Here is a 22227-nt window from a genome sequence, read left to right on the forward strand (position 1 = left end):
AAATAAGCGGAAAACCATGCTACAATAATTTGTGGAGTGAAATAGTTTAAATACTATATACGGAGGGAAACTTATGAAATGCCCATTTTGTGGGAAAGACGACACAAGAGTAATTGATTCAAGGCCTGCAGACGAGAACACTTCCATCAGACGCAGAAGAGTCTGCGATTCATGTGGTAAGCGCTTCACAACTTATGAGAAGGTCGAAACTATTCCGCTTATCGTAATTAAGAAGGGCGATGTCAGAGAACCTTATGACCGCGCCAAGATTGAGGCCGGCGTATTCAGAGCCTGCCATAAGAGACCTGTCAGCGCAGAGCAGATCACCAAGATTGTTGATGCTGTGGAGACAGAAGTATTTAATATGGAACAGAAGGAGATTCCAAGCCGTGCAATTGGTGAGATTGTTATGGACAAGATGAAGAACCTCGATCCCGTTGCCTACGTTCGTTTCGCTTCGGTTTACAGAGAGTTTAAGGATGTCAATACCTTCATGGACGAGCTCAAGACCGTCCTCAAGAAGGAAGCAGAAGGCACCATCACCGACACCACAGACAAGAACACTCCACTTCTGAAAGATCACTGATCCTATCGCCCCGGACATTCTCCGGGGCTTTTTTATTCCTTGACTTTTGGGGGCATGGGCTTTATATTGTAGAATGTGATATGGATAAGTGCCATATCTCGTAATTAAATATCGAGGAGGATTATGAACATGATGAGAAAAAGCTTTAGAAAGGTTAGCGTAAGCTTTTTGCTGATCGTGCTCACAACGCTGACTATTGCATTGGGCGGATGCTCAAGCGACAAGGCAGGAGATGATTCTTCTAAGATTACAATCGGAATACCTCAGGACATTGACAGTCTTGACCCCCATTATGCAACAGGGGCAGGAACTAAAGAGGTGCTTTTCAACGTATTCGAAGGTTTGGTCAAACCTGACGAAAATGGTAATCTTAACCCTGCTGTAGCCAGCCAGTACACGATCTCAGATGACAACAAGACTTACACTTTCACCTTGAGAGACGGAATTAAGTTCCACGACGGAAACGCAGTTACAGTAGAGGATATCAAATATTCTTTGGAACGTAACATGGGTGTTGACGGAAGTGAGCCCCTGATCTCTTCTTTTTCCAAGATCGCAAGCGTAAACATTGTTGATGACAAGACAGTAGAGGTTGTTTTGAATGAGGAGGATTCTGAGTTCTTGACTCAGCTCACAGTAGCTATTATCCCCGCATCAAACACAGACCCTGCTACAAGCTGCATTGGTACAGGACCATACAAGTATGTATCCAGCTCACCTCAGGAGAACTTTGTAGTTACAAGGTTTGATGATTATTGGGGAGACAAGGCGTTCATTAAGGACGTAACCTTCAAGATCGAGGCTAACTCAGATGCAGTTGTTATGGATCTTAAGGGCGGTTCAATCGATATGTATGCCCGTATCACCAGCACACAGGTTTCACAGCTCGATGATCAGTTTGAGATCTACGAGGGAACCATGAACCTGGTACAGGCTATGTATATCAACAATGCCGAGAAGCCTTTTGATGACGTAAGAGTTCGTCAGGCTCTCTGCTACGCAATTAACCCTCAGGAGATCATGGATTACGTATCTGATGGAGCAGGCACAGAGATCGGAAGTGCCATGTTCCCTTCATTTACCAAGTACTTCATGCCTGAGCTCAATGACACTTACAACACAGACACAGCTAAGGCAAAAGAGCTTTTGGCAGAGGCCGGATATCCCGACGGATTTGAGTTTACTATCACAGTGCCTTCAAACTACACACAGCACGTAGATACAGCTCAGGTTATTTCAGAGGAGCTCAAGGCAATCGGTGTTACAGCAAACATCCAGGAAGTTGAGTGGAACACATGGCTTTCAGATGTTTATTCAGACAGAAAGTATCAGGCAACAGTAGTCGGAGTTGATGCTTCAACACTTTCAGCATCATCACTTCTTGCAAGATATGCATCTGATGCAGGAAGAAACTTTGTAAACTTCAACAGCCCTGCATATGATGAGGCTTATGCAAATGCACAGAGCACATCTGATGACGCAGCAAAGACAGAGTACTACAAGGAATGTGAGAAGATCCTTTCTGAGGAAGCAGCAAGCGTATATATTCAGGACCTTCCTGAGTTTGTTGCTCTGAACAAGAAGTACACAGGATATGTATTCTATCCTCTTTATGTACAGGATATAAGCAAGATCAAACTTGCAGATCAGTAATATATAGGTTTTAAAGACTTAGATAGGCGAGGAACGCATATGAAATACATCATTAAAAAGCTAGGAATGATGATAGTTACTTTATTGGTGGTATCTATATGTGTTTTCCTCGCCTTTAATGTTATTCCGGGAGATCCGGCCCTGAGGATGCTGGGCACGGAGGCATCTCCCGAGCTTGTTGAACAGACAAGACAGCAGATGGGACTAAACGATCCGCTGCTTGTAAGATACGGTAGATGGTTTGTTTCTTTTATTCAGGGGGATTTTGGTACCTCCTACAACTACAAGGTGCCGGTTAAGGGCATGATCATCAGTAAGATCCCTATTACCCTTACCATGGCGATAATTGCATTCTTGTTAACGATTTTGATATCAATTCCACTGGGGATATTTACGGCTAAGCATGAAAATGGTGTCCTGGACAGAATTATAATTGTAATAAATCAGGTCATTATGGCTATTCCGCCGTTCTTTTCAGGAATACTCATAACCTTTATCTTTGGTATGATATTCAGACTCTTTACCCCCGGAGGCTTCGTTTCATATACAGCTAATTTCGGTAAATTCCTGCAATATCTCTTTTTCCCGTCTCTTGCCATAGCGCTTCCCAAGATATCCATGACGGTCAAGATGCTAAGGGGGAGCCTGATCGATGAGGCAGGCAAGGACTACGCAAGAACTGCTTACAGCAGAGGAAATGCAACCAATGGTGTTTTATACAGACATGTCCTTAAAAATGCCATGATACCGGTTATTACATTCCTTGGCATGGCGCTGGCTGACATGGTTGCAGGAAGTATTGTAATAGAGCAGGTTTTCAGTATCCCGGGCATCAGCAGGATACTGCTTACCAGTATCAGCAACAGGGATTACCCGGTTGTAGAGGCAATCATCATGGGTATTGCCATTATTGTACTTTTGGTCAACTTCCTGGTGGATGTTATCTACCGCATTGTTGATCCAAGGATAGGTCTTGAGGATGAGTAAGGCAAAGAAAGAGCTAAAGAAAAATTTCAAAAATAACCCGTACCTGCTTTTGGGAACAGTTATCACCGGAATCATTGTTCTTGTGATACTTCTTGGTGTGTTCTGGACTCCTTATAATCCGACCACCATGAATTCCGCAGAAAAGCTCCAGGGTATTTCACTCAGGCACCCGATGGGTACAGATAATATGGGCAGGGATGTCCTTAGCCGTGTCATGTACGGAAGCAGAATCACACTTCTTATAGCGATAGGAACAGTGGCTATTGGCTCTGTTGTAGGCACCATTATAGGCGCTCTTACCGGGTATTTCGGAGGAATGTTTGATGAGGTTACCATGAGGATTATCGACGCCCTTTTTGCCTTTCCAAGTATCCTTTTGGCACTGGTTATCGTCAGCGTGTTCGGAACCGGATGGCTGCAGCTTCTTATATCTCTGGGAATAGCCTTTGTGCCCAGTTACGCCAGAATCGTAAGAGGAGAGGTGCTTCGCTGCAGAAACATGGATTATGTTGAGAATGCGAGGCTCCAGGGCGTCTCCAACCTCAGGATGATATTTGTCCATATTCTGCCCAATATAAAGGGCGTTATGGCTTCTTCAATAATGATTGGCTTTAACAATGCAGTGCTGGCTGAGGCAGGACTTAGCTATTTAGGAGTAGGATCACAGCCTCCATATGCAAGTCTTGGTAAGATGCTCTCAGATGCTCAGCAGTACATGTTCACTACACCCAGCTACGTTCTGTGTCCCGGTATTGTTATTGTTCTTATGGTTCTGGGATTTGCGTTTCTAGGAGAGGGAATCAGCAGATGGAAATAATACTTGATGTAACCGATCTTCATATAGAATTTCATGATCATGAATCCCCGGAAGTGGCTGTTGAGGACTTTGACCTTATGCTCGGAAAGGGCGAGATTGTGGGAATAGTAGGCGAGTCCGGAAGCGGTAAGAGCATGAGTGCTCTGGCTATTGCAGGACTTCTTAACAGAAAGAGCCTTACAAAGAGCGGAAGGATCATGTTTGACGGCAATGACCTTTTGACCTGTGACAGAAAGACGCTCCGTTCCTACCAGGGGGATGAGATATCCATCATTTTCCAGGAGCCCATGACCAGCTTAAACCCTGTTAAGAGGATAGGCTGGCAGGTGGAGGAGCCTCTTTATATCCATCATCCCGAGGTTTCAAAGGAAGAGAGAAAAAACAGGGCAATTGAGATGTTAAGAGCTGTAGGCCTTGATAATGCCGAGGATGTTTACTATATGTATCCACATGAGCTTTCAGGCGGAATGAGACAGAGGGTCATGATAGCTGCAGCCATGATCGGCAATCCCAAGATCCTTATAGCGGATGAGCCAACCACAGCTCTGGATGTTACGGTACAGGCGCAGATTGTAGAGCTCCTTAAAAAGCTCAACAAGGAAATGGGAACGTCAATTATCTTTATATCTCATGACCTCAGCCTTGTTAATCAGATATGTCAGAGAGTAATAGTAATGCAGAAGGGGAATATTGTTGAGTCCGGCAAGACAGTAGATGTCTTTACAAGACCAAGAGATTCCTATACCAAGAAGCTTATTGCAGCAATACCAAAGATCGATCTAAACACAGACAGGTAATTTAAATGGATAGAGACGAGGTTTTAAGAGTAAGTAACCTGAATGTCTTTTACAAGAACAGGAAGCGAAAGCTCTTTTCCAAAAACAAAAAAATACAGGCTCTCCACGATGTCAGCGTATCCATGCAGGAGGGAGAGGTTCTTGCCATAGCAGGTGAGTCCGGAAGCGGTAAATCAACTCTTGCAAGGGCCATTGTCGGCATCAACAAGGACTATACCGGAGAAATCTGGCAGAAGTACCAAAGCCCACAGATGGTATTCCAGGATCCCTACAGTTCCCTTAATCCGGCCAAGAGGATCGGCTGGCTTTTGGAGGAACCCTTAAGAGTCGATAAGTCCAGGCAGTGGACCAAGGAAGAAATCGCAGCAAGAGTTAAGGAAGTAATGGAGGATATCGAGCTTCCACTTAGTATGCTGGACAGATTTCCTGCTCAGCTCTCAGGTGGTCAGAGGCAGAGAGTATGCATAGGTATGGCGCTTATGAGATCTCCCAAGCTTCTTATCGCAGATGAGCCGGTTTCAGCTCTTGATGTTACCATTCAGGCACAGATTCTTGAGCTTTTGGAGAACCTCCATAAAAAGCACGGAATATCCATTATCTTCATATCTCATGACCTGCGAGTCGTCTATAAGATCAGCGACCACGTAATGATCATGAAGGACGGAAGTGTGGTGGAATATGGCGAAACAAAGCAGCTCTATCGCAGTCCACAGGCCGATTATACGAAACAGCTTTTAAAAGCTGCTGGGATTGCCTAAATTTTTATGTTAAAATAGGTTAAGTTTTTGGGGAACATGTCCGATATATTCATTGATAAGACATGGCTGTTTTTTAAAAAGGTTGAAAGGAGGCGTATACTATGGCATTAAATATTGGTTCATTTACATCCGGCTATAATGCATATAATATTCCCTCTGTCAAAGATAATCCCCAGGTAGCACCACAGCCTGAACTCCAGCCACAGTCCAAACAGGCTCAGCAGGAGAAGGAACAGGAGAAAAAGGGACTTGACCTCACTGTCGAGGTTCCCGCCAGAGAAAACGCTTCTATTGAGAACGTAGCAATCTCCTTTGGACAGTATGACAGCTCTTCACTTGATATATATGGCGATATGGGACTTGCATCAAGAGATATGAAGAATGCAATCTCAGGAATGCAGAAGGACCGCATCCTTCACGAGTACCAGTACTTTGTAGGAGGCAAGGACCTCACAGGCAAGCCGAGCAACATCATAGCCGGAACAGAAGATGGTATCGTAATTAAGCTTTGATAATATGCAGATTATTCCCCGTCACATAAGTGGCGGGGATTTTTTTGAGAAAAAAAATCCATCTATAAAAAAGCTATTCATGGTAAAATGAAATTTGGTATGTTAGGGGAAAAGATTAAAAAGCATAAATTAAATATCTACCACGCTGTTATCTCAGCTGCCTGTATTTTGGCGATGTACCTGGGGGTTTTGGTGGTTTGTTCGATAACTCCCTTTGGGGAAAAGACATTCCTTATGTTTGATCTCAAACGCCAGTATGTGGATTACTATGCCTATCTGCGGACAGTGTATGCGGGAGAGAACAGTGTTTTTTATTCGTTTAACGCAGCACTGGGCTCTGGAACACTGGGCTTTTTTGCGTATTATCTATCGAGCCCGTTTCTTCTTATTCTGTCCCTTTTTGACAGAAGCGTAATACCGCTGGGGATTACAGTTGTCATCGGGCTAAAGCTCATCCTGGCCGCTTTTATAATGGATCTATTCCTTCAGAGATTTATCGCTGAGGTTACAGGTATTTTGCCAACTGACACAGGTAACATAGCAGTATACTGCGGAGCTGTTTCCTGGGCTTTTTCGGGATTTCTTTTTGCCCACAGTATGAACCTTATGTGGATAGATGTAGTAATGCTTCTGCCACTTTATATCTGGAGTCTGGAGAGGCTCTTTAGGGAAGGCCGAAAGCTTCCATACATAGTTACGCTTTTCTTCATGCTGCTTCTCAACTATTACATCACCTATCAGGTGCTTTTCTTTACCGTATTCTGGACCATAGCCGATCTGGTGGTAAGAAAAGAAAAACACCCATTTGTTCAGATAGGAAGGCTTATTTATTCTGCAGTGATATCAGCTCTGTGCTCAGCTGTCATCATGGTTCCGACTTTTCTGGAGCTCATGGACAGCCCCAAGGATGTGACGCTCCTGGGAATGAAACTCACCGGCAAAAGGTTAAGTCTTTTGGATGTTTTTTCAAAGCTTCCCACTTTATCCTATGATTACCTCGAAGCCAGATTCGGATATCCTCAGCTTTTCTGCGGAGTGCTGGCGGTTTTCCTTATACTTTTGTATTTTGCCTGTAAAGAGATCCCCATGAGGGAAAAAATGGGCTTTTTGGCGCTCTTTATTGTCTTTGCTGCATCTTTCGGCATAGATATCCTGAACGTAATATGGCATGCAGGAATGGAGCCATCAGGTCATCCCTACAGACAGGCTTTTATCTGTGTTTTTATAATGATCATCTGCAGCTGCAGGGCATTTTCTTTCTTGGGAAAAGAGCTTTCGCCGGTCAAGGTGCTTGCAGCAGGCGCTGTTTTGCTTGTATTCCTTGTGCTTTTAAGAAAAGAAAACTACGACCATATTACAGACCTTACGTGGCATGTAAACCTTGGAATTACAGCTGTTTATACAATAGTTTTGATGTCTCTGACTTTTGCATATTTGAAAAGAAAAGAAGTATTGGTACAATTGCTTGCTTTATCGCTTCTTCTAATAAACATAGCAGACCTTTCGGCAAATGCGGTACATACTTATAACTTGCAGTCCCTTAAATGTGATACTGCGGCGGAATATAAAGAAGTTATATCAAGGACACAGGATGCTGTGGAAGCCGTTAAGAACCTCGAAGATGACAACATTCTTTACAGAATGGAAAATCTTAATCCCAGAGAGCAAAACGATGCATTTCAGTACAATTACTACGGTGTTACCCAGTACAGCTCCGCGGGACTTGTATATGTGAGATATTTCCTTCAAAGACTTGGATTTAACGATGACGGGCTGTACACTCATTACGGCCATGACAACACCAAGACAATGGATTCACTTCTTGGTATCAAGTATGTATTTACAGATGGCTCTTATCCGGCCCATCCTGATTACGAGCTTACCGTGGATGACAAGGAGAAGGCCTACAGGAATCCATTTGCTCTTTCTGCGGCTGTATCCACGAATGGATTTGATATCTCAGACATCTGCGATCCTGATAACAATGATCCCGAGGCTTCCATGGTACATGTTCCCAAGAAGGATCCGTTTAAGCTTCAGGAGGATATATACTCAAGACTTTTGGGAAAAGAGATATCTATTTTTACACCGGCAGTAGTTAAGAAGAGCGATATGTATATCGCTGGAGGAAAACGAAGCTTTGATTTTAATGTCAGAGCTGCTAAGGACGGAGAACTCTATTTTTATCTGGATGAGCTTATAGGTGCGCGCGAGGGCCTTTCTGTTTTTGTTAATGATGAGTTTTTGACCACTTATGGAAATGCCTCCTGTGTAAAGATATTAAACCTGGGTTACCACAAGACCGGCGAGGAGATCAAGCTGACTGTCCAGGCTGAGAAAGAAGATAAAAACTTTGGAAGTGCTATATTTGTCACAGAAGATACAGCTGCGCTAAAAGCTGCATACAATGAGCTTTCGGTAAGAGGGTGCGATGTTAAGATAAAACCCTTTAAGAATGAGATGACTATTACAGTTCCTGATGGAGCTGATGGCCTTTTTCTCACAGTGCCCTACGAGAGTAACTGGAAGATTACAGCAAATGGTAAAAAAACACAGGCTCTTGCTGTGTATGATTCTCTCACCTATATTCCTGTTGATGATTCATTTGGTGAAGGTGACGTTACTATCAGGATGAAATACGTATCATCAGGACTATGGTTTGGGGTGGTGCTTAGCATAATTGGGGTGTTTCTACTTATATATGTGGAAATATCAGAGAGAAAGAAAGCAAAGTGAAAATCACATAAGAAAACCACCTGCCGATGCAGGTGGTATTTTTTGGGAGGAGGGGTTGTCTAGTGGGGAACCAGACAACCCGTGTATGAAAAAAAGTATTGTTGGGGGTTCAGAAGTTGTTTCCTTCTGATGAGATTATGATAACGGTTAAATTTTGCCAAATTATGTCAGAACTCTAAAAGAAATATAACGTAAAATTAAAACAAAAATAAACGTATTTTCTTTTCAATTTATGATTGCAAAAAGCGTAATAATGTTTCATTTTGCCCTAAAATAAGCCACTTTTGGTATTCCCTTTTTATGGACTGTGAAATAGTATTATGGTAGATGGGAGTAGTTTATTTTTGTTTCACAAGAAGGAGGCACTATGAGTAGCATATCAGCAATTTCAGGTTACAGTAACTACTCAGCGTATTCCGTCATTTCAAACGGTGGCCAGATTTCAAAGGCTTCTCAGGGAGCATCTGAACTTGCTATGCAGGAAAAGACAGATACTCAGGTAAGAGGACTTGAAGTAGGCAGAGAAAATCTCGAATCTGCAAGATCTGTCCTCAACATTGAAGACGGAGCCATGGAAGGCATTACCGATTATCTTCAGAATATTAAAGAACTTTCAGTTAAGGCAATGAACGGTACTTTATCTGACGATGATAAGCAGTCAATTCAGTCTCAGGTAAAAGAGTACCTGCAGGGCATAAATGACACAGCCAATCAGGCTAAATACAATGATAAGAATCTGCTAAGCGGAAACGCAGGAGATCTTAAGGTTGCAACCGATTCAAACGGTTCACTGGTGAATGTATCCACCTACAACAGTACTACCAAGGCTCTTGGCATCGACGACTATGACGTTACCAAGGACGGCTTTGATATGAGCAGGATAGACAAGGCTCTTGAGGCTGTTACCAAGAATAGATCAAATGCCGGAGCTCAGACTAACGCAGTAGAACATGCTCTTACCTACAATTCTCACGCAGCTATGGAGCTGAACGGATACCAGATGGATAAGGAAGAAGACAATTCCATGAGAGCTGTTATAGAAGCTAAGCAAAAAGAGCTCATGGATACCTATCAGAATACACTTCTGGCACAGAAGATGAGAGATGATGAGCAGAAAGCCATGAACATCTTCGCGTAATCCTGATAAAGATTATTTGATGAAAATGTCCGCCCCACAAAGACAAGTGTCTTTTGGGGCGGTTTTCTTGATATATATTAATCAGTTGTAGCGATTTTAAGGTCAAATACTTGACATAAAGTAATATAAATTCTACACTAAACAAGGCTTGCACGTTTTGTTTTAGAAGCGTGTTAAATAGGAGATTTATCTTCAGTGCAATGACGTACGGGCAAGTATGTGATTGCATTTATTTTGTCATAATTTAGCGATTTAGCACGTTGAAGTTGCAACGCTTTGTGGGGATAAAAATTCTATGTGCCGGCAATACTATTATTAACAGGTTGGAGATGCTATGAATACTAAGACACTAATGTACATTGTAAAGAGAATCCTGCTTGCAATAGTTACAGTTTGGGTAGTTATCACTGTTACCTTCTTTGTAATGCATGCAGTTCCCGGTGGTCCATTCATCGGTGAGAAGGCCGTAAGTGAATCGGTCATGAAGGCTATGGAAGCCAAGTACGGACTGGATAAGCCCCTTGGAGTTCAGTACCTTACATATCTTTCTGATGTAGTAACCAAATTCGATTTTGGACCATCACTTAAGCAGAAGGGTAGAAGCGTTAACGACATCATATTTGATGGAATGAAGACTTCTGCTAAGCTGGGTCTCATTGCTGCTTTGATTGCGCTTGCCAGCGGAGTAGTCCTTGGATCAGTCGCAGCGCTTCGCAGAAACAAGCTGATCGACAGGATCATCATGATCATTACAACTGCATTCGTATCTATGCCTTCATTTATCATGGGATCTCTTTTACTGATTGCTTTTGCAATAAATCTTAAGTGGTTCCCGGCAAACGGAGCATCCAAGAACGGACTTGTACTTCCCGTTCTTACGCTTTCCCTTTACCCAATGGCTTATATCACAAGGCTTACAAGATCCTCAATGCTTGAGGTTCTGGGTCAGGATTATATCAGAACCGCCAAGGCAAAGGGTGTGTCCGGTATGAAGATCATCTTTGGACATGCACTTAAGAATTCACTGATTCCGGTTATTACATATTTCGGACCAATGCTTGCAGGTATCGTTACAGGTTCCCTGGTCGTTGAGCAGATCTTTGCTGTTCCCGGAATAGGTAGGGCCTTCGTAAACAGTATCACAGGCCGTGACTATCCGCTTATCATGGGTACAACCATCGTGCTTGCAACACTAATCGTTATCATGAACCTTGTGGGCGACATCATGTACAAGGTTGTTGATCCGAGAATCACACTTGAGTAAGGAGAGTTAATATAATGGATATCAGTAAGTTAAGTGCACAGGTCAATATGGATGATTTCATTCCTGCGACCGACGAAGAAAAAGAATATATGGTGCAGATGCGTCCTTCATCTACATTCTTTAAGGACTCTGTAAAGAGACTCCTTAAGAATAAGGTAGCGACGGTTTGCTTCTTTATTATTATAATAATAGCTCTTGCAGCCATCTTTATCCCAATGTTCTGGCCCTATTCCTATGACAGCATGCTTGGTATGACACCCGGTAAGCCTGTTGATAACAGCTTCAAGGATCTTAGACCTTTCGAGTATGGTAAGTCAGAGCTTAAGAGAATAGAAGCCGGTGAGTCTGTTGTACCTCACATCTTCGGTACAGACTCTCAGGGACGTGACTACTTCATCCGTGTTGTATACGGAACACGTATTTCACTGGCAGTTGGTTTCTTTGCCAGCCTTATCGTACTTATTATCGGTATGACCATCGGTTCTGTGGCCGGTTATGCCGGAGGAGCCGTGGACCTTGTCATAATGCGAATAGTCGATATAATCTATTCGCTGCCCGATATGCTGATGGTTATCCTTTTATCATCGGTACTTAAGGTAGTAATGGAAGGAGCTCTGGACGGAACGGTCCTGGCCAAGATCGGTTCGAACATTATAAGTTTGTTCATAGTCTTTGGTGTACTGTACTGGGTATCCATGGCGAGACTTATAAGAGGTCAGATCTTATCACTCCGTGAGCAGGAATACGTACTTGCTGCTGAGGCTGCAGGTGCTAAGGGTAAATGGATCATCTTAAAGCACCTCATCCCTAACTGCTTCTCAGTAATCATTATTTCAACTGCACTTCAGATCCCGAGCGCTATCTTCACCGAGAGTTACCTTTCATTCCTCGGACTTGGTGTTAATGCGCCTATGCCATCACTTGGCTCACTTGCTTCTGATGCGCTGAACGGAATTTCATCTTATCCATACAGACTGATAATTCCCGCAATTGTTATTTCGCTGATAGTTCTTTCACTGAACCTCTTTGGTGATGGACTTCGCGACGCATTTGATCCTAAGCTGGATACTTAATTTGGAGGCAAGAATAATGAGATTATTAGAAGTAAGAGATCTGCATACCTCATTCTTTACTGATGCAGGTGAGGTAAAGGCAGTTAATGGTATATCTTTTAACCTGGACAGAGGTAAGGTCCTGGGAATCGTAGGAGAGTCCGGAAGTGGTAAGTCAGTTACTGCATATTCAATAATGCAGATCCTGGCAGGAACCGGTAAGATCGTATCCGGATCGATCAAGCTCGACGGACAGGAGCTTGTCGGCGCCGGTGAGAAAGTCATGAAGACGGTTCGTGGAAATAAGGTTTCAATCATTTTCCAGGATCCCATGACATCACTTAATCCTACTTATACAATCGGACATCAGCTTATGGAGGCAATTCTGCTCCATACAGACAGAAATAAAGAACAGGCTCGTGAAAGAGCTATTGAGATGTTAAGACTCGTTAACGTAAATGAGCCTGAAAAGAGAATGAATCAGTACCCACATGAGTTCTCAGGCGGTATGAGACAGCGTGTTATGATCGCTATGGCTCTTGCCTGCGAACCTGATATCCTTATTGCGGATGAGCCTACAACAGCTCTTGATGTTACTATTCAGGCACAGATCCTTGATCTTATGAAGTCACTTCAGGAAGAGCTTGGAATGGCTATCATCATGATCACTCACGACCTTGGTGTTGTAGCTCAGATGTGCGACGAGGTTATCGTTATGTACGCAGGTTCAATCTGCGAGCAGGGAACTGCTGATGAGATTTTCTACAATCCTTGTCACGAGTATACAAAGGGACTTCTTCGTTCTATCCCTACAGAGGGCAATGACGGTGAGAAGCTTGAACCTATCACAGGAACACCTATCGACCTTCTGAACATGCCTAAGGGATGTCCTTTTGCACCAAGATGCGATAATGCCATGAAGATCTGCCTTCGCGAGAGAGCAGAGCGTATGCAGATTAATGACGATCATGCGGCAGGCTGCTGGATGAATGTTAAAAAGCAGATGGAAGGCGGTGAAAAAGCATGAGCGAGAATAAGAACCTTGTTGAAATAAAGCACCTTAAGGAATACTTCAATGTAAACGTAGGATTCTTTAAGAGCAAACCACTTAAGGCAGTTGACGATGTGTCTTTTACCATCAAAAAAGGTGAGACACTTGGACTTGTTGGTGAGTCAGGCTGTGGTAAGACTACAGTAGGACGTACCATCCTAAACCTCTATAAGCCCACTGACGGAGAGATCTGGTACGATGGCAAGCTTATTAAGACAAAAGAAGACATTCATGAGTTCAGAAAGAAAGCCACCATGGTTTTCCAGGATCCTTATTCATCACTGAACCCAAGAATGACAGTATCCGATATTATCGGTGAGCCTCTGGATGTGCATAACCTCTGCAGCTCCAAAGAGGAGAGAAGAGAGAGAATCCTTGAGCTCATGAATTACGTAGGACTTAACTCAGAGCATGCATCAAGATATGCTCACGAGTTCTCCGGCGGACAGAGACAGCGTATCGGTATCGCAAGAGCACTTGCAGTTAACCCTGAATTTATCGTCTGTGACGAACCTGTATCTGCGCTTGACGTTTCAATTCAGGCTCAGGTTATCAATATGTTTGACGAACTCCAGGATAAGCTTGGGCTTACATATCTGTTTATCGCCCATGACCTTCTGGTTGTAAGACATATCAGTGACAGAATTGCTGTTATGTACCTTGGTAAGATGGTTGAGCTTGCTGATGCAAATGAGATCTATGACAATCCTATGCATCCTTACAGTAAGTCACTTATATCATCAGTACCTATTCCGGATCCTAAGATCGCAAGAGCTAACAAGCGTATTGTCCTCTCAGGTGATATACCAAGTCCTCTTAATGCTCCTTCAGGATGTCCTTTCAGAACCAGATGTCCTTATGCTGATGAGGCTTGTGCTGCTTCAATGCCTGAGTTTAAAGAGGTTAGCAGCGGACACTTTGTTGCTTGTCATCATATTGAAGACGTATCAAAGATCCAGAACAAGATTGTGCTAAATTAAATTTTATTTTAAGAAGTGCACAATATATGGTAAAATGGTAAAGAATATGGTGAATGCCGTATTTTTTATAAAAACTCATTCATAATAAGGAGGAAAATTATGAAAAAGAAGTTAGTTTCTTTAGTACTTGCATCTTGCATGGTACTGAGCCTTGCTGCTTGCGGCAACAGCGCTACTCCTGCTGAGACACCTGCTTCAACAGATACTCAGGAGGCAGCTGCACCTGCTGATACAGCAGCTGACACTCAGGCAGAAGCTCCTGCAGCTGAGCCTGTTGGAGAGCAGAAGATCAATGTATGTCTTGCTTCAGAGCCTGCATCACTTGATCCTGCACTTAACTCTGCAGTAGACGGTGCTACACTTATCAACCACCTCTTCTCAGGTCTTGCTAAATGGGGCCTTGATGCAAGCGGAAATCTTGAGCTTCAGCCTGACTGTGCTGAGGAACTCGTTGAAGGTGTAACAAACGACGACGGAACAGTAACTTACACTTACACACTTAGAGATGGTCTTACATGGTCAGACGGACAGCCTGTAACAGCAGGTGACTTCGTATTTGCATGGAACAGAGCAATCGCTCCTGAGACAGCAGCTGACTATGGCTACATGTTCGAGGTAGTAGACGGATATGATGATGGTAAGCTCAATGTAAACGCAATTGATGACAAGACTCTTGAGGTTACTCTTGCAAACACAGTTGCTTACTGGGATGAGCTTCTTGCATTCCCTACATACATGCCTGTTCGTGAAGATGTAGTTGCTAACGAGGCATGGGCTACAGATCCTTCAACTTATGTATGTAACGGTGCATACACAATGACAAGCTGGGATCACAACTCACTTATCACAATCACAAAGAACGATAACTTCTATGATGCTGATAAGATCACAATGGAAGAGATCAACTTCTACCTTTCAGATGATGCTAACAACCAGCTCGCTAACTTCGAGAATGGTGACTGGCAGATGATCGATGACGTTCCTACAAACGAGATCGCTACTCTTAAGGAGACATATCCTGATGAGTTCGTAACAGCTGGTCAGCTTGGAACATACTATGTATGCTGGAACATCAACGAGAACATTCTTCCTGCTTCAAACACACTTACAGGTGCTGACAAGGCAGCTGCTGAGAACGAAGTTCGTAACGCACTTGCACTTCTCATCGACAGAAACTACATCGTAAACGACGTAGCACAGGGTGGACAGGTTCCTGCTTCTTCATTCGTAGCTATGGGTCTTACAGATGCTGACGGATCACAGTTCTATGAGAACGCCGGCGGAAACAGCTTCAACGGATACTATGATGTATCTGAGGATGCTTACGAAGCTAACTGGGGTGCTGCTCTTGAGACTCTCAAGAAGTACTACACATTTGATGAGGCTACACAGCAGTTCACAGACTTCCCTACACTTACATACCTCTACAACACATCAGAGGGACACAAGGCAATTGCTGAAGCTATCCAGGCTACATTTGCTGGTATCGGCATCACAATGAACCTTGAGAACCAGGAGTGGGCTACATTCCTTGATACACGTAAGGCAGGTAACTACTCAATCGCACGTAACGGTTGGCTCGGTGACTACAACGATCCTATTTCATTCCTTGATATGTGGACAACACAGTCAGGTAACAACGATGTTCAGTTCGGTAAGGGCGACAACGCTAAGGTTCAGGCTTACTCACTTGACATCACAGATCTTGGTTACGAGACAAAGGTTGAGAACGGCACATGGTCAGAGACATATGATGTACTTATCAGCGACATCAAGACCTGCACAGATGTTAAGACTCGTTATGAGCTTATGCACAGAGCAGAGGATCTTCTTATGTCAACAGGCTGCATCTGCCCTATCTACTACTACACAGATCTTTACATGATCAGCAGCAACGTAAAGGGATTCTTCTCAAGTCCTCTTGGATACAAGTACTTCATGTACTGCACAATCACAGGCTAAAGTAATCACTTGGCGAGGTCCTTTCGAGCCTAGTGTACTACTTTGTTCTGGCGAGCACGCAGTGCGAGAGCAGAACTACCTTGTGAAAACAAACTGTGAAATAAAAGAGAGCCGATACCATTTGGTATCGGCTCTTTTATTAGTTTGTTTATTTAAAGGTTTCCGGTCTTAGAAAGCCTTTCTTACAGTCATGTGTACCTTGCCACCACGGATGGCAATCTTAACATCGTCTGCAAGCTTTTTAAGAACAGATGCTTCATACTGATCATACTCAGGATCATCTACGAAGTGACCAACTACATCTGATGCGATGTCATCGGGAAGCTCGTAGTAAACTTTATCTGAATCAGCTGTCATAGCCTGCTCAAAAGCATCTCTGAGCATTCCGAGGAAACTTCCTGCAGCTTCGTTCTTTCTTGAGCTGGATGCGGAGATGAGAGTAGCTCTCTTATCCTTGTCCATAACGGTCTCAGTTGTAAGATTGAGATCATAGGTCTTATCTTCCTGATCAACCCAGAAGGAAGCTTTAACTTCACCTGTTACGATCCTTACCATGCTGAGCATTTCTTCTGTAAAGAGCTGAAGATGAAGTGAATCTGTAGCATTAAGGCCATTGAATTCAGCAAGCTTCTTGGTTGCTTCAACTGCCTCTTTAAATCCGGTACCCTTGTTATCAATAGCGATTACGTCTGATTTCATAGTCTCTGCTCCTTTCAACCCTCGATGTCAAATATGTTGCTGAATCCGGTTACGGTAAAGACTTCCTTAACGATATCGTTAGGGTTGACAATCTTAATTGTACCCTTGTTGTAAAGAGCCTTCTTAGCAGAGAGAAGAGTTCTAAGTCCTGCAGAAGAGATGTACTCAAGAGCGGACATATCAATTGTAAGAGCCTTAACCTGATCAAGAGACTCATTCAGTACCTTTTCAAGCTCAGGTGCTGTCCCTGTATCAAGTCTTCCCTCCAACGCGATGTTAAGCTGATCTCCATTAACAGTTTTTGTGATATTCATAGCATTCCTCCTAAATGTGTGTAGGTGAAACAATAATATGATTTATTGTTCTTATTTTATCATAATTGTGCATAGCTTGTGCACTATTATTAATGAGATTAATCATTAAAACATCATAAAATTCTCAAGAAATATGGGATGTTTCATCAAGCTCTTTTCTAAGGAACCCGACATAGCTGCCAAGTCCGGCGAAAATTGCAAGCAGAATAGTGTGGATTTCGATAAGTGACTGCCCCAGAGCTACATGATTTATAACGCTAAGGATCATAGCAAACAACAGCCATGTGACAACAGTGTTGATCATAGATTTGATGATAATCAGTTTTGTGCTTTCTTTCATAATTTTCTCTCCTTTACTTTCCCCTGATGGGAAGCGCTCTCTCTTTGTTATATTAAAAGAATAGCATTTGCTTTATCACAGTAATGTCACACACTAAATATTTCTTTACTTTTTAGCAGATGGTAATATAATTAAAAACTGTGTATTTATTTAGATGATGTTAGTATTAGCGGAGGATGTTAGTAACATGCAATCAAAAGACAAATTAAAGCCAATGCTGTTTTCAAACCTGAAGCACTATAGTGTAAAGCAGTTTGGCAGTGATGTTGTATCCGGAATCATAGTTGCCATAATTGCACTTCCTTTGTCAATCGCCCTTGCTCTTGCATCGGGTGTTGGCCCTGAGGAAGGTCTTTATACAGCTATCGTAGCGGGCTTTATTATTTCATTTTTAGGTGGCTCAAGAGTTCAGATAGCAGGCCCCACAGCTGCTTTTGCAACAATCGTTGCCGGAATCGTGGCAACCAAGGGAATGGAAGGACTGGCACTTGCTACTATATTTGCCGGTATTCTTCTTATTCTCATGGGAGTATTCAGACTTGGCTCCCTTATCAAGTTCATTCCTTATACTATAACAACCGGATTTACAGCAGGTATTGCTGTGACAATCCTTGTGGGACAGATCAAGGACTTCCTGGGATTAACATATCCTGCAGGAACCAAGACAGTTGAGACAATGGAGAAGGTGAAGGCCATAGGTGCAAACATCGGAACCATCAACGTGTGGGCTCTTGTAGTCGGTGTTGTTTGCCTTCTTATTCAGATTGTATGGCCCAAGGTAAGCAAAAAGATTCCCGGATCTCTCGTGGCAGTTATCGTTGGAATCCTAATGGTGAAGCTTCTTAATCTTAACGTTAACACCATAGGAGACCTTTATGAGATAAAGGGAACACTTCCACAGCTTCATGTTCCTGCCTTTGATTTTGAGACAATCAGATCGGTAGCAGGAGACGGCTTTACCATTGCAATCCTTGCAGCTATTGAATCATTGTTATCCTGTGTTGTAGCTGACTCCATGATCAACTCTCACCACAGATCAAACATGGAGCTTATCGCTCAGGGTGCAGGTAATATCGGTTCTGCACTTTTTGGTGGTATCCCTGCAACAGGTGCTATTGCCAGAACAGCGGCAAACATCAAAAATGGTGGAAGAACACCTATAGCCGGAATGGTACATTCTTTATGCCTGGTTCTTGTTCTTGTAGTACTGATGCCATTTGCAAAGCTTATTCCTATGCCTACCATAGCTGCAATCCTGTTTATGGTTGCATATAACATGTGCCAGTGGAGAACTTTCGTACATCTTTGTAAGACAGCTCCAAAGAGCGATGTATTTGTTCTTGTCATCACCTTTGTACTGACTATTGTATTTGACCTTGTAGTAGCTATTGAGATCGGTATGGTCCTTGCATGCCTCCTGTTCATGAAGAGAATGAGCGACGAGTCAGGTATCACAGGATGGAAGTATTATGACCCCGATGAAGATCCTGATGGACCTGAGCTTAAAGATATTCCTAAGCACGTCAGAGTCTATGAGATCAGCGGACCTATGTTCTTCGGTGATGCTGATATGATCGCAGAGATCGGCTTTAAGGACTTCACAAGATCACTTGTAATCCGTATGCGTGGAGTTCCTGCAATTGATGCAACAGCTATGCACTCCTTTGAACAGCTCTATGAAAGATGCAAAGAAAACGGTGTTCAGCTTGTCTTTTCCCATGTAAATGAGCAGCCTATGGCTACTATGGAGAAGGACGGATTTGTTGATCTTGTAGGCAGAGAGAACTTTCAGCCTCACATTGACGATGCCTTAAAGCGTGCAGCTGAAATTTGAATAAAAATCAGTTCATAAATAAAGGTGCAATCATCCTAAAAATATAGATGGTTGCACTTTTTTATTGGGTTAATCCAAATATAATATAATGGTAAAATAATTATAAAAATACGTTTTTTAGAAGAAAAATGTATTACACTATATTTATGAAATTGGCGATGAAAGGACCATCTTTTGGATAAAAGCTACTTTATTGACAATTTGGACAGAGCCATTAAAGAGGAATGGATAAAGGCTTATCATCAGCCTCTTGTTCGTGCTGCAAGTGGTAAGGTTTCCGATGAGGAAGCCTATTCGAGGTGGATAGATCCCCAAATGGGAACCTTTACAGCTTCAGAATTTGTTCCTGCACTTGATGAGGCAAAGCTGACCTACAAACTTGACCTTTATATGGTTGAGAGAGTCCTTAAGAAAATGAAGGAGCAGTCCGAACAGGGCTACTATGTTGTGTCTGAATCCATAAATCTTGCTGCCTCAGACTTTGAGTGCTGTGACATGGTTTCGGAGATCACAGCCTTAATAGATTCCTATGGCTTTACAAGAGACAAGATTTCTATTGAAATTTCGGAGAGGACAATGTCTTTGGACATTGATCGCATGAAAAAGGTGGTGGATCGCTTCAGAGCCGGGGGAGTAAAGGTATGGATGGATGACTACGGAAGCGGATATGCTTCAATGCTGATCCTTCTTAAGGTGCACTTTGATCTTTTGAAGATAGACAAGGTTTTTATAGAGGAAATAGATAAGTCTGATGCCGGAAAGATCATTGTTACTGAGCTGGTAAAGACAGCATTGGCACTCGGTATGGACACTGTGGCTGAGGGCGTTGAAACAAAGACTCAAGTGGATTTCCTGAAAGAAATAGGCTGCGTCAAATTGCAGGGGAATTACTATACCAGGCCTATTTCTTTTGCAGATATTGTTGACAGAAATATCAGGGGAATACAGATTGGGTTTGAGAATCCTGCAGAGGCGGGATATTTTGAAACCCTTGGCAGAGTTAATCTATACGATCTTGCAGCTTCGAAAACCGATGAAAAGGATTTAAATAAATACTTTGATACCATCCCTATGGTTATTTTTGCACTTGATGATAAGAAGGCAACCTTCGTCAGATGTAACAGAAGCTACAGACGTTTTGTCCTGGATTATTTTCCTGACGGCAAAAACAGGAAGGAGATCTTTTACGATACTGTAAGTAAAGGCCCGGGAAATTACTCTTATAATGCTATAAGACAGTGTGCTAAAAACGGAGAGAGGGTAATAATAGACGACATTACAGCCAGTGGTCATACCATACAGATGTTCATCAGAAGGGTGGCGGTAAATCCTGTTACAGGTGTTGCAGCTGTAGCGGTGGCCATATTATCGGCTTCTGATATAGCAAGTAATGAGGGGCTTACCTATAACTATGTGGCAAGGGCTCTTTCTGAGGACTATATCAAGCTGTATTTTGTAGATCTGGATACAGAGACTTTTGCAGAATATACTCCTGACGGAGATAGCAGGGATATAACCTTTGAAAGGCTTGGAAATGACTATTTTGACCTTGAGAAGAATACTATAGATTTTGAGATATATTCTGAGGATGTTGAGAACTTCAAAGCTGAGTTTACCAAGGATAACTTCATAAAGCAGATCAGGGAGAATGGTCTCTTTTCAATGGTTACTCGAATGATGCTGGGCGGTGCTCCAACATATGTAAGCATCAAGGGAGTAAAGACAAATGACGCAGCCAATCATGTTATTATCGGAATCAATAACGTCGACAATCAGATAAAGAGCAGGGAGATTGTTGAAAGAGCTAAGGAAGAGAGCATTGTTTATTCCAGAATAGGTGCGCTGACCGGAAACTTTATTTTTATCTTCACGATTGATCCAAGAACTCAGGAATATTACAAGTATAATCCGGGTGGAAATTCTACGGATTTGAATATAGAAAGTGAAGGAAAAGATTTCTTTGTAGACGTCATAAAGAATGCCGACAAGAGTATCTATCATGAAGATCTGGATGCATTCCTGACTGCTTTTACCAAAGAAAATGTCTATGAGCAGATACTTAAGACAGGCATGTTTGAGAATGAACACAGAGCAATCATTAATGGAGAGCCCAAATATGTTCAGTTAAGGGCTACTCTGACCATGGAGGACGGCGAAGAAAAGCTTATAGTCGGTATCTTTGATATTGATGAAAAGATAAGACGCGAGCAGGAATATGCCATAAGCCTTAATGCAGCAGAGGTAAAGGCAAACCTTGATGAGCTTACCGGCGTCAAGAATAAGCATGCCTATGTTGAGATGGAAAAGATATTAAATACAAGAATAGAGGAGAAATACACACCTTCTTTTGCAATCTGTGTCTTTGACTTAAATGGCCTTAAAGAGATAAATGATACTTACGGCCATCAGGAGGGAGATAGGTTCATTAAGCATGGATGCGATACCATCTGTCGTATTTTTAAGCACAGTCCGGCCTACAGGGTTGGCGGCGATGAATTTGTGGTTATAGCGCAAGGCTATGATTATCTCAATATTGATGCTCTGATGCTGAAAATGAGAAAGCACAACATGAGGAATAAGCAAAAAGGCGATGTTGTAATAGCAGCCGGAATGAGCAGGTTTAAGGGGAATGAAACTGTAGCAGATGTCTTTAAACGTGCAGATGAGGAAATGTACAGGAACAAGAAAGAACTTAAGAAATAAGTTTGAAAAGGGAGATGATCCGGACGGATACAACGCCAAATGGC

At 42.7% G+C, this 22227-nt stretch carries 19 protein-coding genes; 16 read left to right on the forward strand and 3 right to left on the reverse strand.

Going from position 1 to position 22227, the window contains the following annotated elements; translation table 11 throughout:
• The first annotated feature begins 73 nt into the window (after positions 1-73).
• From nrdR to G632_RS0110050, 14 genes are all read left to right on the forward strand, one after another.
• Positions 74-586 (forward strand): transcriptional regulator NrdR, encoded by a 513-nt coding sequence (nrdR, locus tag G632_RS0109985; RefSeq protein ID WP_022765473.1) that lies wholly within the window; start codon positions 74-76, stop codon positions 584-586.
• A gap of 129 nt (positions 587-715) precedes the next feature.
• Positions 716-2239: an ABC transporter substrate-binding protein gene (locus G632_RS0109990; RefSeq protein WP_022768968.1), complete on the forward strand. Its 1524-nt coding sequence runs from the start codon at positions 716-718 to the stop codon at positions 2237-2239.
• 39 nt (positions 2240-2278) lie between these two features.
• Complete coding sequence (locus G632_RS0109995; protein WP_022768969.1) at positions 2279-3226, forward strand: ABC transporter permease; 948 nt, start codon at positions 2279-2281, stop codon at positions 3224-3226.
• Complete coding sequence (locus tag G632_RS0110000; RefSeq protein ID WP_022768971.1) at positions 3219-4043, forward strand: ABC transporter permease; 825 nt, start codon at positions 3219-3221, stop codon at positions 4041-4043. Before G632_RS0109995 ends, G632_RS0110000 begins: the two co-directional genes overlap by 8 nt.
• Entirely contained in the window at positions 4034-4840 is an 807-nt protein-coding gene (locus tag G632_RS19575) for an ABC transporter ATP-binding protein (RefSeq protein ID WP_051154926.1), read from the forward strand. The genes G632_RS0110000 and G632_RS19575 overlap by 10 nt, the downstream gene beginning before the upstream one ends.
• A 5-nt stretch (positions 4841-4845) precedes the next feature.
• Positions 4846-5598, forward strand: a complete 753-nt coding sequence (locus G632_RS0110010) for an ABC transporter ATP-binding protein (protein ID WP_026512525.1) — start codon at positions 4846-4848, stop codon at positions 5596-5598.
• Between the two features lie 101 nt (positions 5599-5699).
• On the forward strand, positions 5700-6110 hold the full coding sequence (locus tag G632_RS0110015; RefSeq protein WP_022768972.1) for a hypothetical protein: 411 nt from the start codon (positions 5700-5702) through the stop codon (positions 6108-6110).
• A gap of 99 nt (positions 6111-6209) precedes the next feature.
• The gene (locus tag G632_RS0110020; RefSeq protein WP_196802285.1) at positions 6210-8846 is read left to right on the forward strand and encodes a YfhO family protein; all 2637 of its coding nucleotides are present in this window, start codon (positions 6210-6212) and stop codon (positions 8844-8846) included.
• A gap of 367 nt (positions 8847-9213) precedes the next feature.
• Positions 9214-9984: a flagellin gene (locus G632_RS0110025; RefSeq protein WP_022768975.1), complete on the forward strand. Its 771-nt coding sequence runs from the start codon at positions 9214-9216 to the stop codon at positions 9982-9984.
• A 334-nt stretch (positions 9985-10318) separates the two neighbouring features.
• Positions 10319-11248: an ABC transporter permease gene (locus tag G632_RS0110030; RefSeq protein ID WP_022768976.1), complete on the forward strand. Its 930-nt coding sequence runs from the start codon at positions 10319-10321 to the stop codon at positions 11246-11248.
• Between the two features lie 14 nt (positions 11249-11262).
• Complete coding sequence (locus tag G632_RS0110035; protein WP_022768978.1) at positions 11263-12321, forward strand: ABC transporter permease; 1059 nt, start codon at positions 11263-11265, stop codon at positions 12319-12321.
• 16 nt (positions 12322-12337) lie between these two features.
• A complete protein-coding gene (locus G632_RS0110040) occupies positions 12338-13327 on the forward strand; it encodes an ABC transporter ATP-binding protein (protein WP_022768979.1) in 990 nt (329 codons plus the stop codon).
• Positions 13324-14331: an ABC transporter ATP-binding protein gene (locus G632_RS0110045; protein WP_022768981.1), complete on the forward strand. Its 1008-nt coding sequence runs from the start codon at positions 13324-13326 to the stop codon at positions 14329-14331. The genes G632_RS0110040 and G632_RS0110045 overlap by 4 nt, the downstream gene beginning before the upstream one ends.
• Positions 14332-14430: 99 nt before the next feature.
• The gene (locus G632_RS0110050) at positions 14431-16293 is read left to right on the forward strand and encodes a peptide ABC transporter substrate-binding protein (protein ID WP_022768982.1); all 1863 of its coding nucleotides are present in this window, start codon (positions 14431-14433) and stop codon (positions 16291-16293) included.
• Positions 16294-16461: 168 nt separating this feature from the next.
• On the opposite strand, the gene G632_RS0110055 is transcribed toward G632_RS0110050, so the two are convergent.
• The 3 genes from G632_RS0110055 to G632_RS0110065 form a co-directional block, all read right to left on the reverse strand.
• Positions 16462-16992, reverse strand: a complete 531-nt coding sequence (locus G632_RS0110055) for a hypothetical protein (protein WP_022768983.1) — start codon at positions 16990-16992, stop codon at positions 16462-16464.
• Between the two features lie 14 nt (positions 16993-17006).
• On the reverse strand, positions 17007-17306 hold the full coding sequence (locus G632_RS0110060) for an STAS domain-containing protein (protein ID WP_022768985.1): 300 nt from the start codon (positions 17304-17306) through the stop codon (positions 17007-17009).
• A 124-nt stretch (positions 17307-17430) separates the two neighbouring features.
• A complete protein-coding gene (locus G632_RS0110065) occupies positions 17431-17646 on the reverse strand; it encodes a hypothetical protein (protein WP_022768986.1) in 216 nt (71 codons plus the stop codon).
• Positions 17647-17833: 187 nt separating this feature from the next.
• Between G632_RS0110065 and G632_RS0110070 the strand changes: the two genes are divergently transcribed.
• Entirely contained in the window at positions 17834-19480 is a 1647-nt protein-coding gene (locus G632_RS0110070; protein ID WP_022768988.1) for a SulP family inorganic anion transporter, read from the forward strand.
• A gap of 174 nt (positions 19481-19654) precedes the next feature.
• On the forward strand, positions 19655-22183 hold the full coding sequence (locus G632_RS21200) for a bifunctional diguanylate cyclase/phosphodiesterase (protein WP_022768989.1): 2529 nt from the start codon (positions 19655-19657) through the stop codon (positions 22181-22183).
• The last annotated feature ends 44 nt before the right edge of the window (positions 22184-22227 follow it).

The organism is Butyrivibrio sp. NC2007 (assembly GCF_000421405.1).
In the GTDB taxonomy this organism is placed as follows: Bacteria; Bacillota; Clostridia; order Lachnospirales; family Lachnospiraceae; genus Butyrivibrio.

Coding starts and splice junctions, on each gene's coding strand:
- G632_RS0110010 (WP_026512525.1), top strand. CDS start 4,846: ATGGATAGAGACGAGGTTTTAAGAGTAAGTAACCTGAATGTCTTTTAC.
- G632_RS0110035 (WP_022768978.1), top strand. CDS start 11,263: ATGGATATCAGTAAGTTAAGTGCACAGGTCAATATGGATGATTTCATT.
- G632_RS0110055 (WP_022768983.1), bottom strand. CDS start 16,992: ATGAAATCAGACGTAATCGCTATTGATAACAAGGGTACCGGATTTAAA.
- G632_RS0110040 (WP_022768979.1), top strand. CDS start 12,338: ATGAGATTATTAGAAGTAAGAGATCTGCATACCTCATTCTTTACTGAT.
- G632_RS0110000 (WP_022768971.1), top strand. CDS start 3,219: ATGAGTAAGGCAAAGAAAGAGCTAAAGAAAAATTTCAAAAATAACCCG.
- G632_RS19575 (WP_051154926.1), top strand. CDS start 4,034: ATGGAAATAATACTTGATGTAACCGATCTTCATATAGAATTTCATGAT.
- G632_RS0110050 (WP_022768982.1), top strand. CDS start 14,431: ATGAAAAAGAAGTTAGTTTCTTTAGTACTTGCATCTTGCATGGTACTG.
- nrdR (WP_022765473.1), top strand. CDS start 74: ATGAAATGCCCATTTTGTGGGAAAGACGACACAAGAGTAATTGATTCA.
- G632_RS0110025 (WP_022768975.1), top strand. CDS start 9,214: ATGAGTAGCATATCAGCAATTTCAGGTTACAGTAACTACTCAGCGTAT.
- G632_RS0110020 (WP_196802285.1), top strand. CDS start 6,210: ATGTTAGGGGAAAAGATTAAAAAGCATAAATTAAATATCTACCACGCT.
- G632_RS0110065 (WP_022768986.1), bottom strand. CDS start 17,646: ATGAAAGAAAGCACAAAACTGATTATCATCAAATCTATGATCAACACT.
- G632_RS0110070 (WP_022768988.1), top strand. CDS start 17,834: ATGCAATCAAAAGACAAATTAAAGCCAATGCTGTTTTCAAACCTGAAG.
- G632_RS0110015 (WP_022768972.1), top strand. CDS start 5,700: ATGGCATTAAATATTGGTTCATTTACATCCGGCTATAATGCATATAAT.
- G632_RS0109995 (WP_022768969.1), top strand. CDS start 2,279: ATGAAATACATCATTAAAAAGCTAGGAATGATGATAGTTACTTTATTG.
- G632_RS0109990 (WP_022768968.1), top strand. CDS start 716: ATGATGAGAAAAAGCTTTAGAAAGGTTAGCGTAAGCTTTTTGCTGATC.
- G632_RS0110060 (WP_022768985.1), bottom strand. CDS start 17,306: ATGAATATCACAAAAACTGTTAATGGAGATCAGCTTAACATCGCGTTG.
- G632_RS0110030 (WP_022768976.1), top strand. CDS start 10,319: ATGAATACTAAGACACTAATGTACATTGTAAAGAGAATCCTGCTTGCA.
- G632_RS0110045 (WP_022768981.1), top strand. CDS start 13,324: ATGAGCGAGAATAAGAACCTTGTTGAAATAAAGCACCTTAAGGAATAC.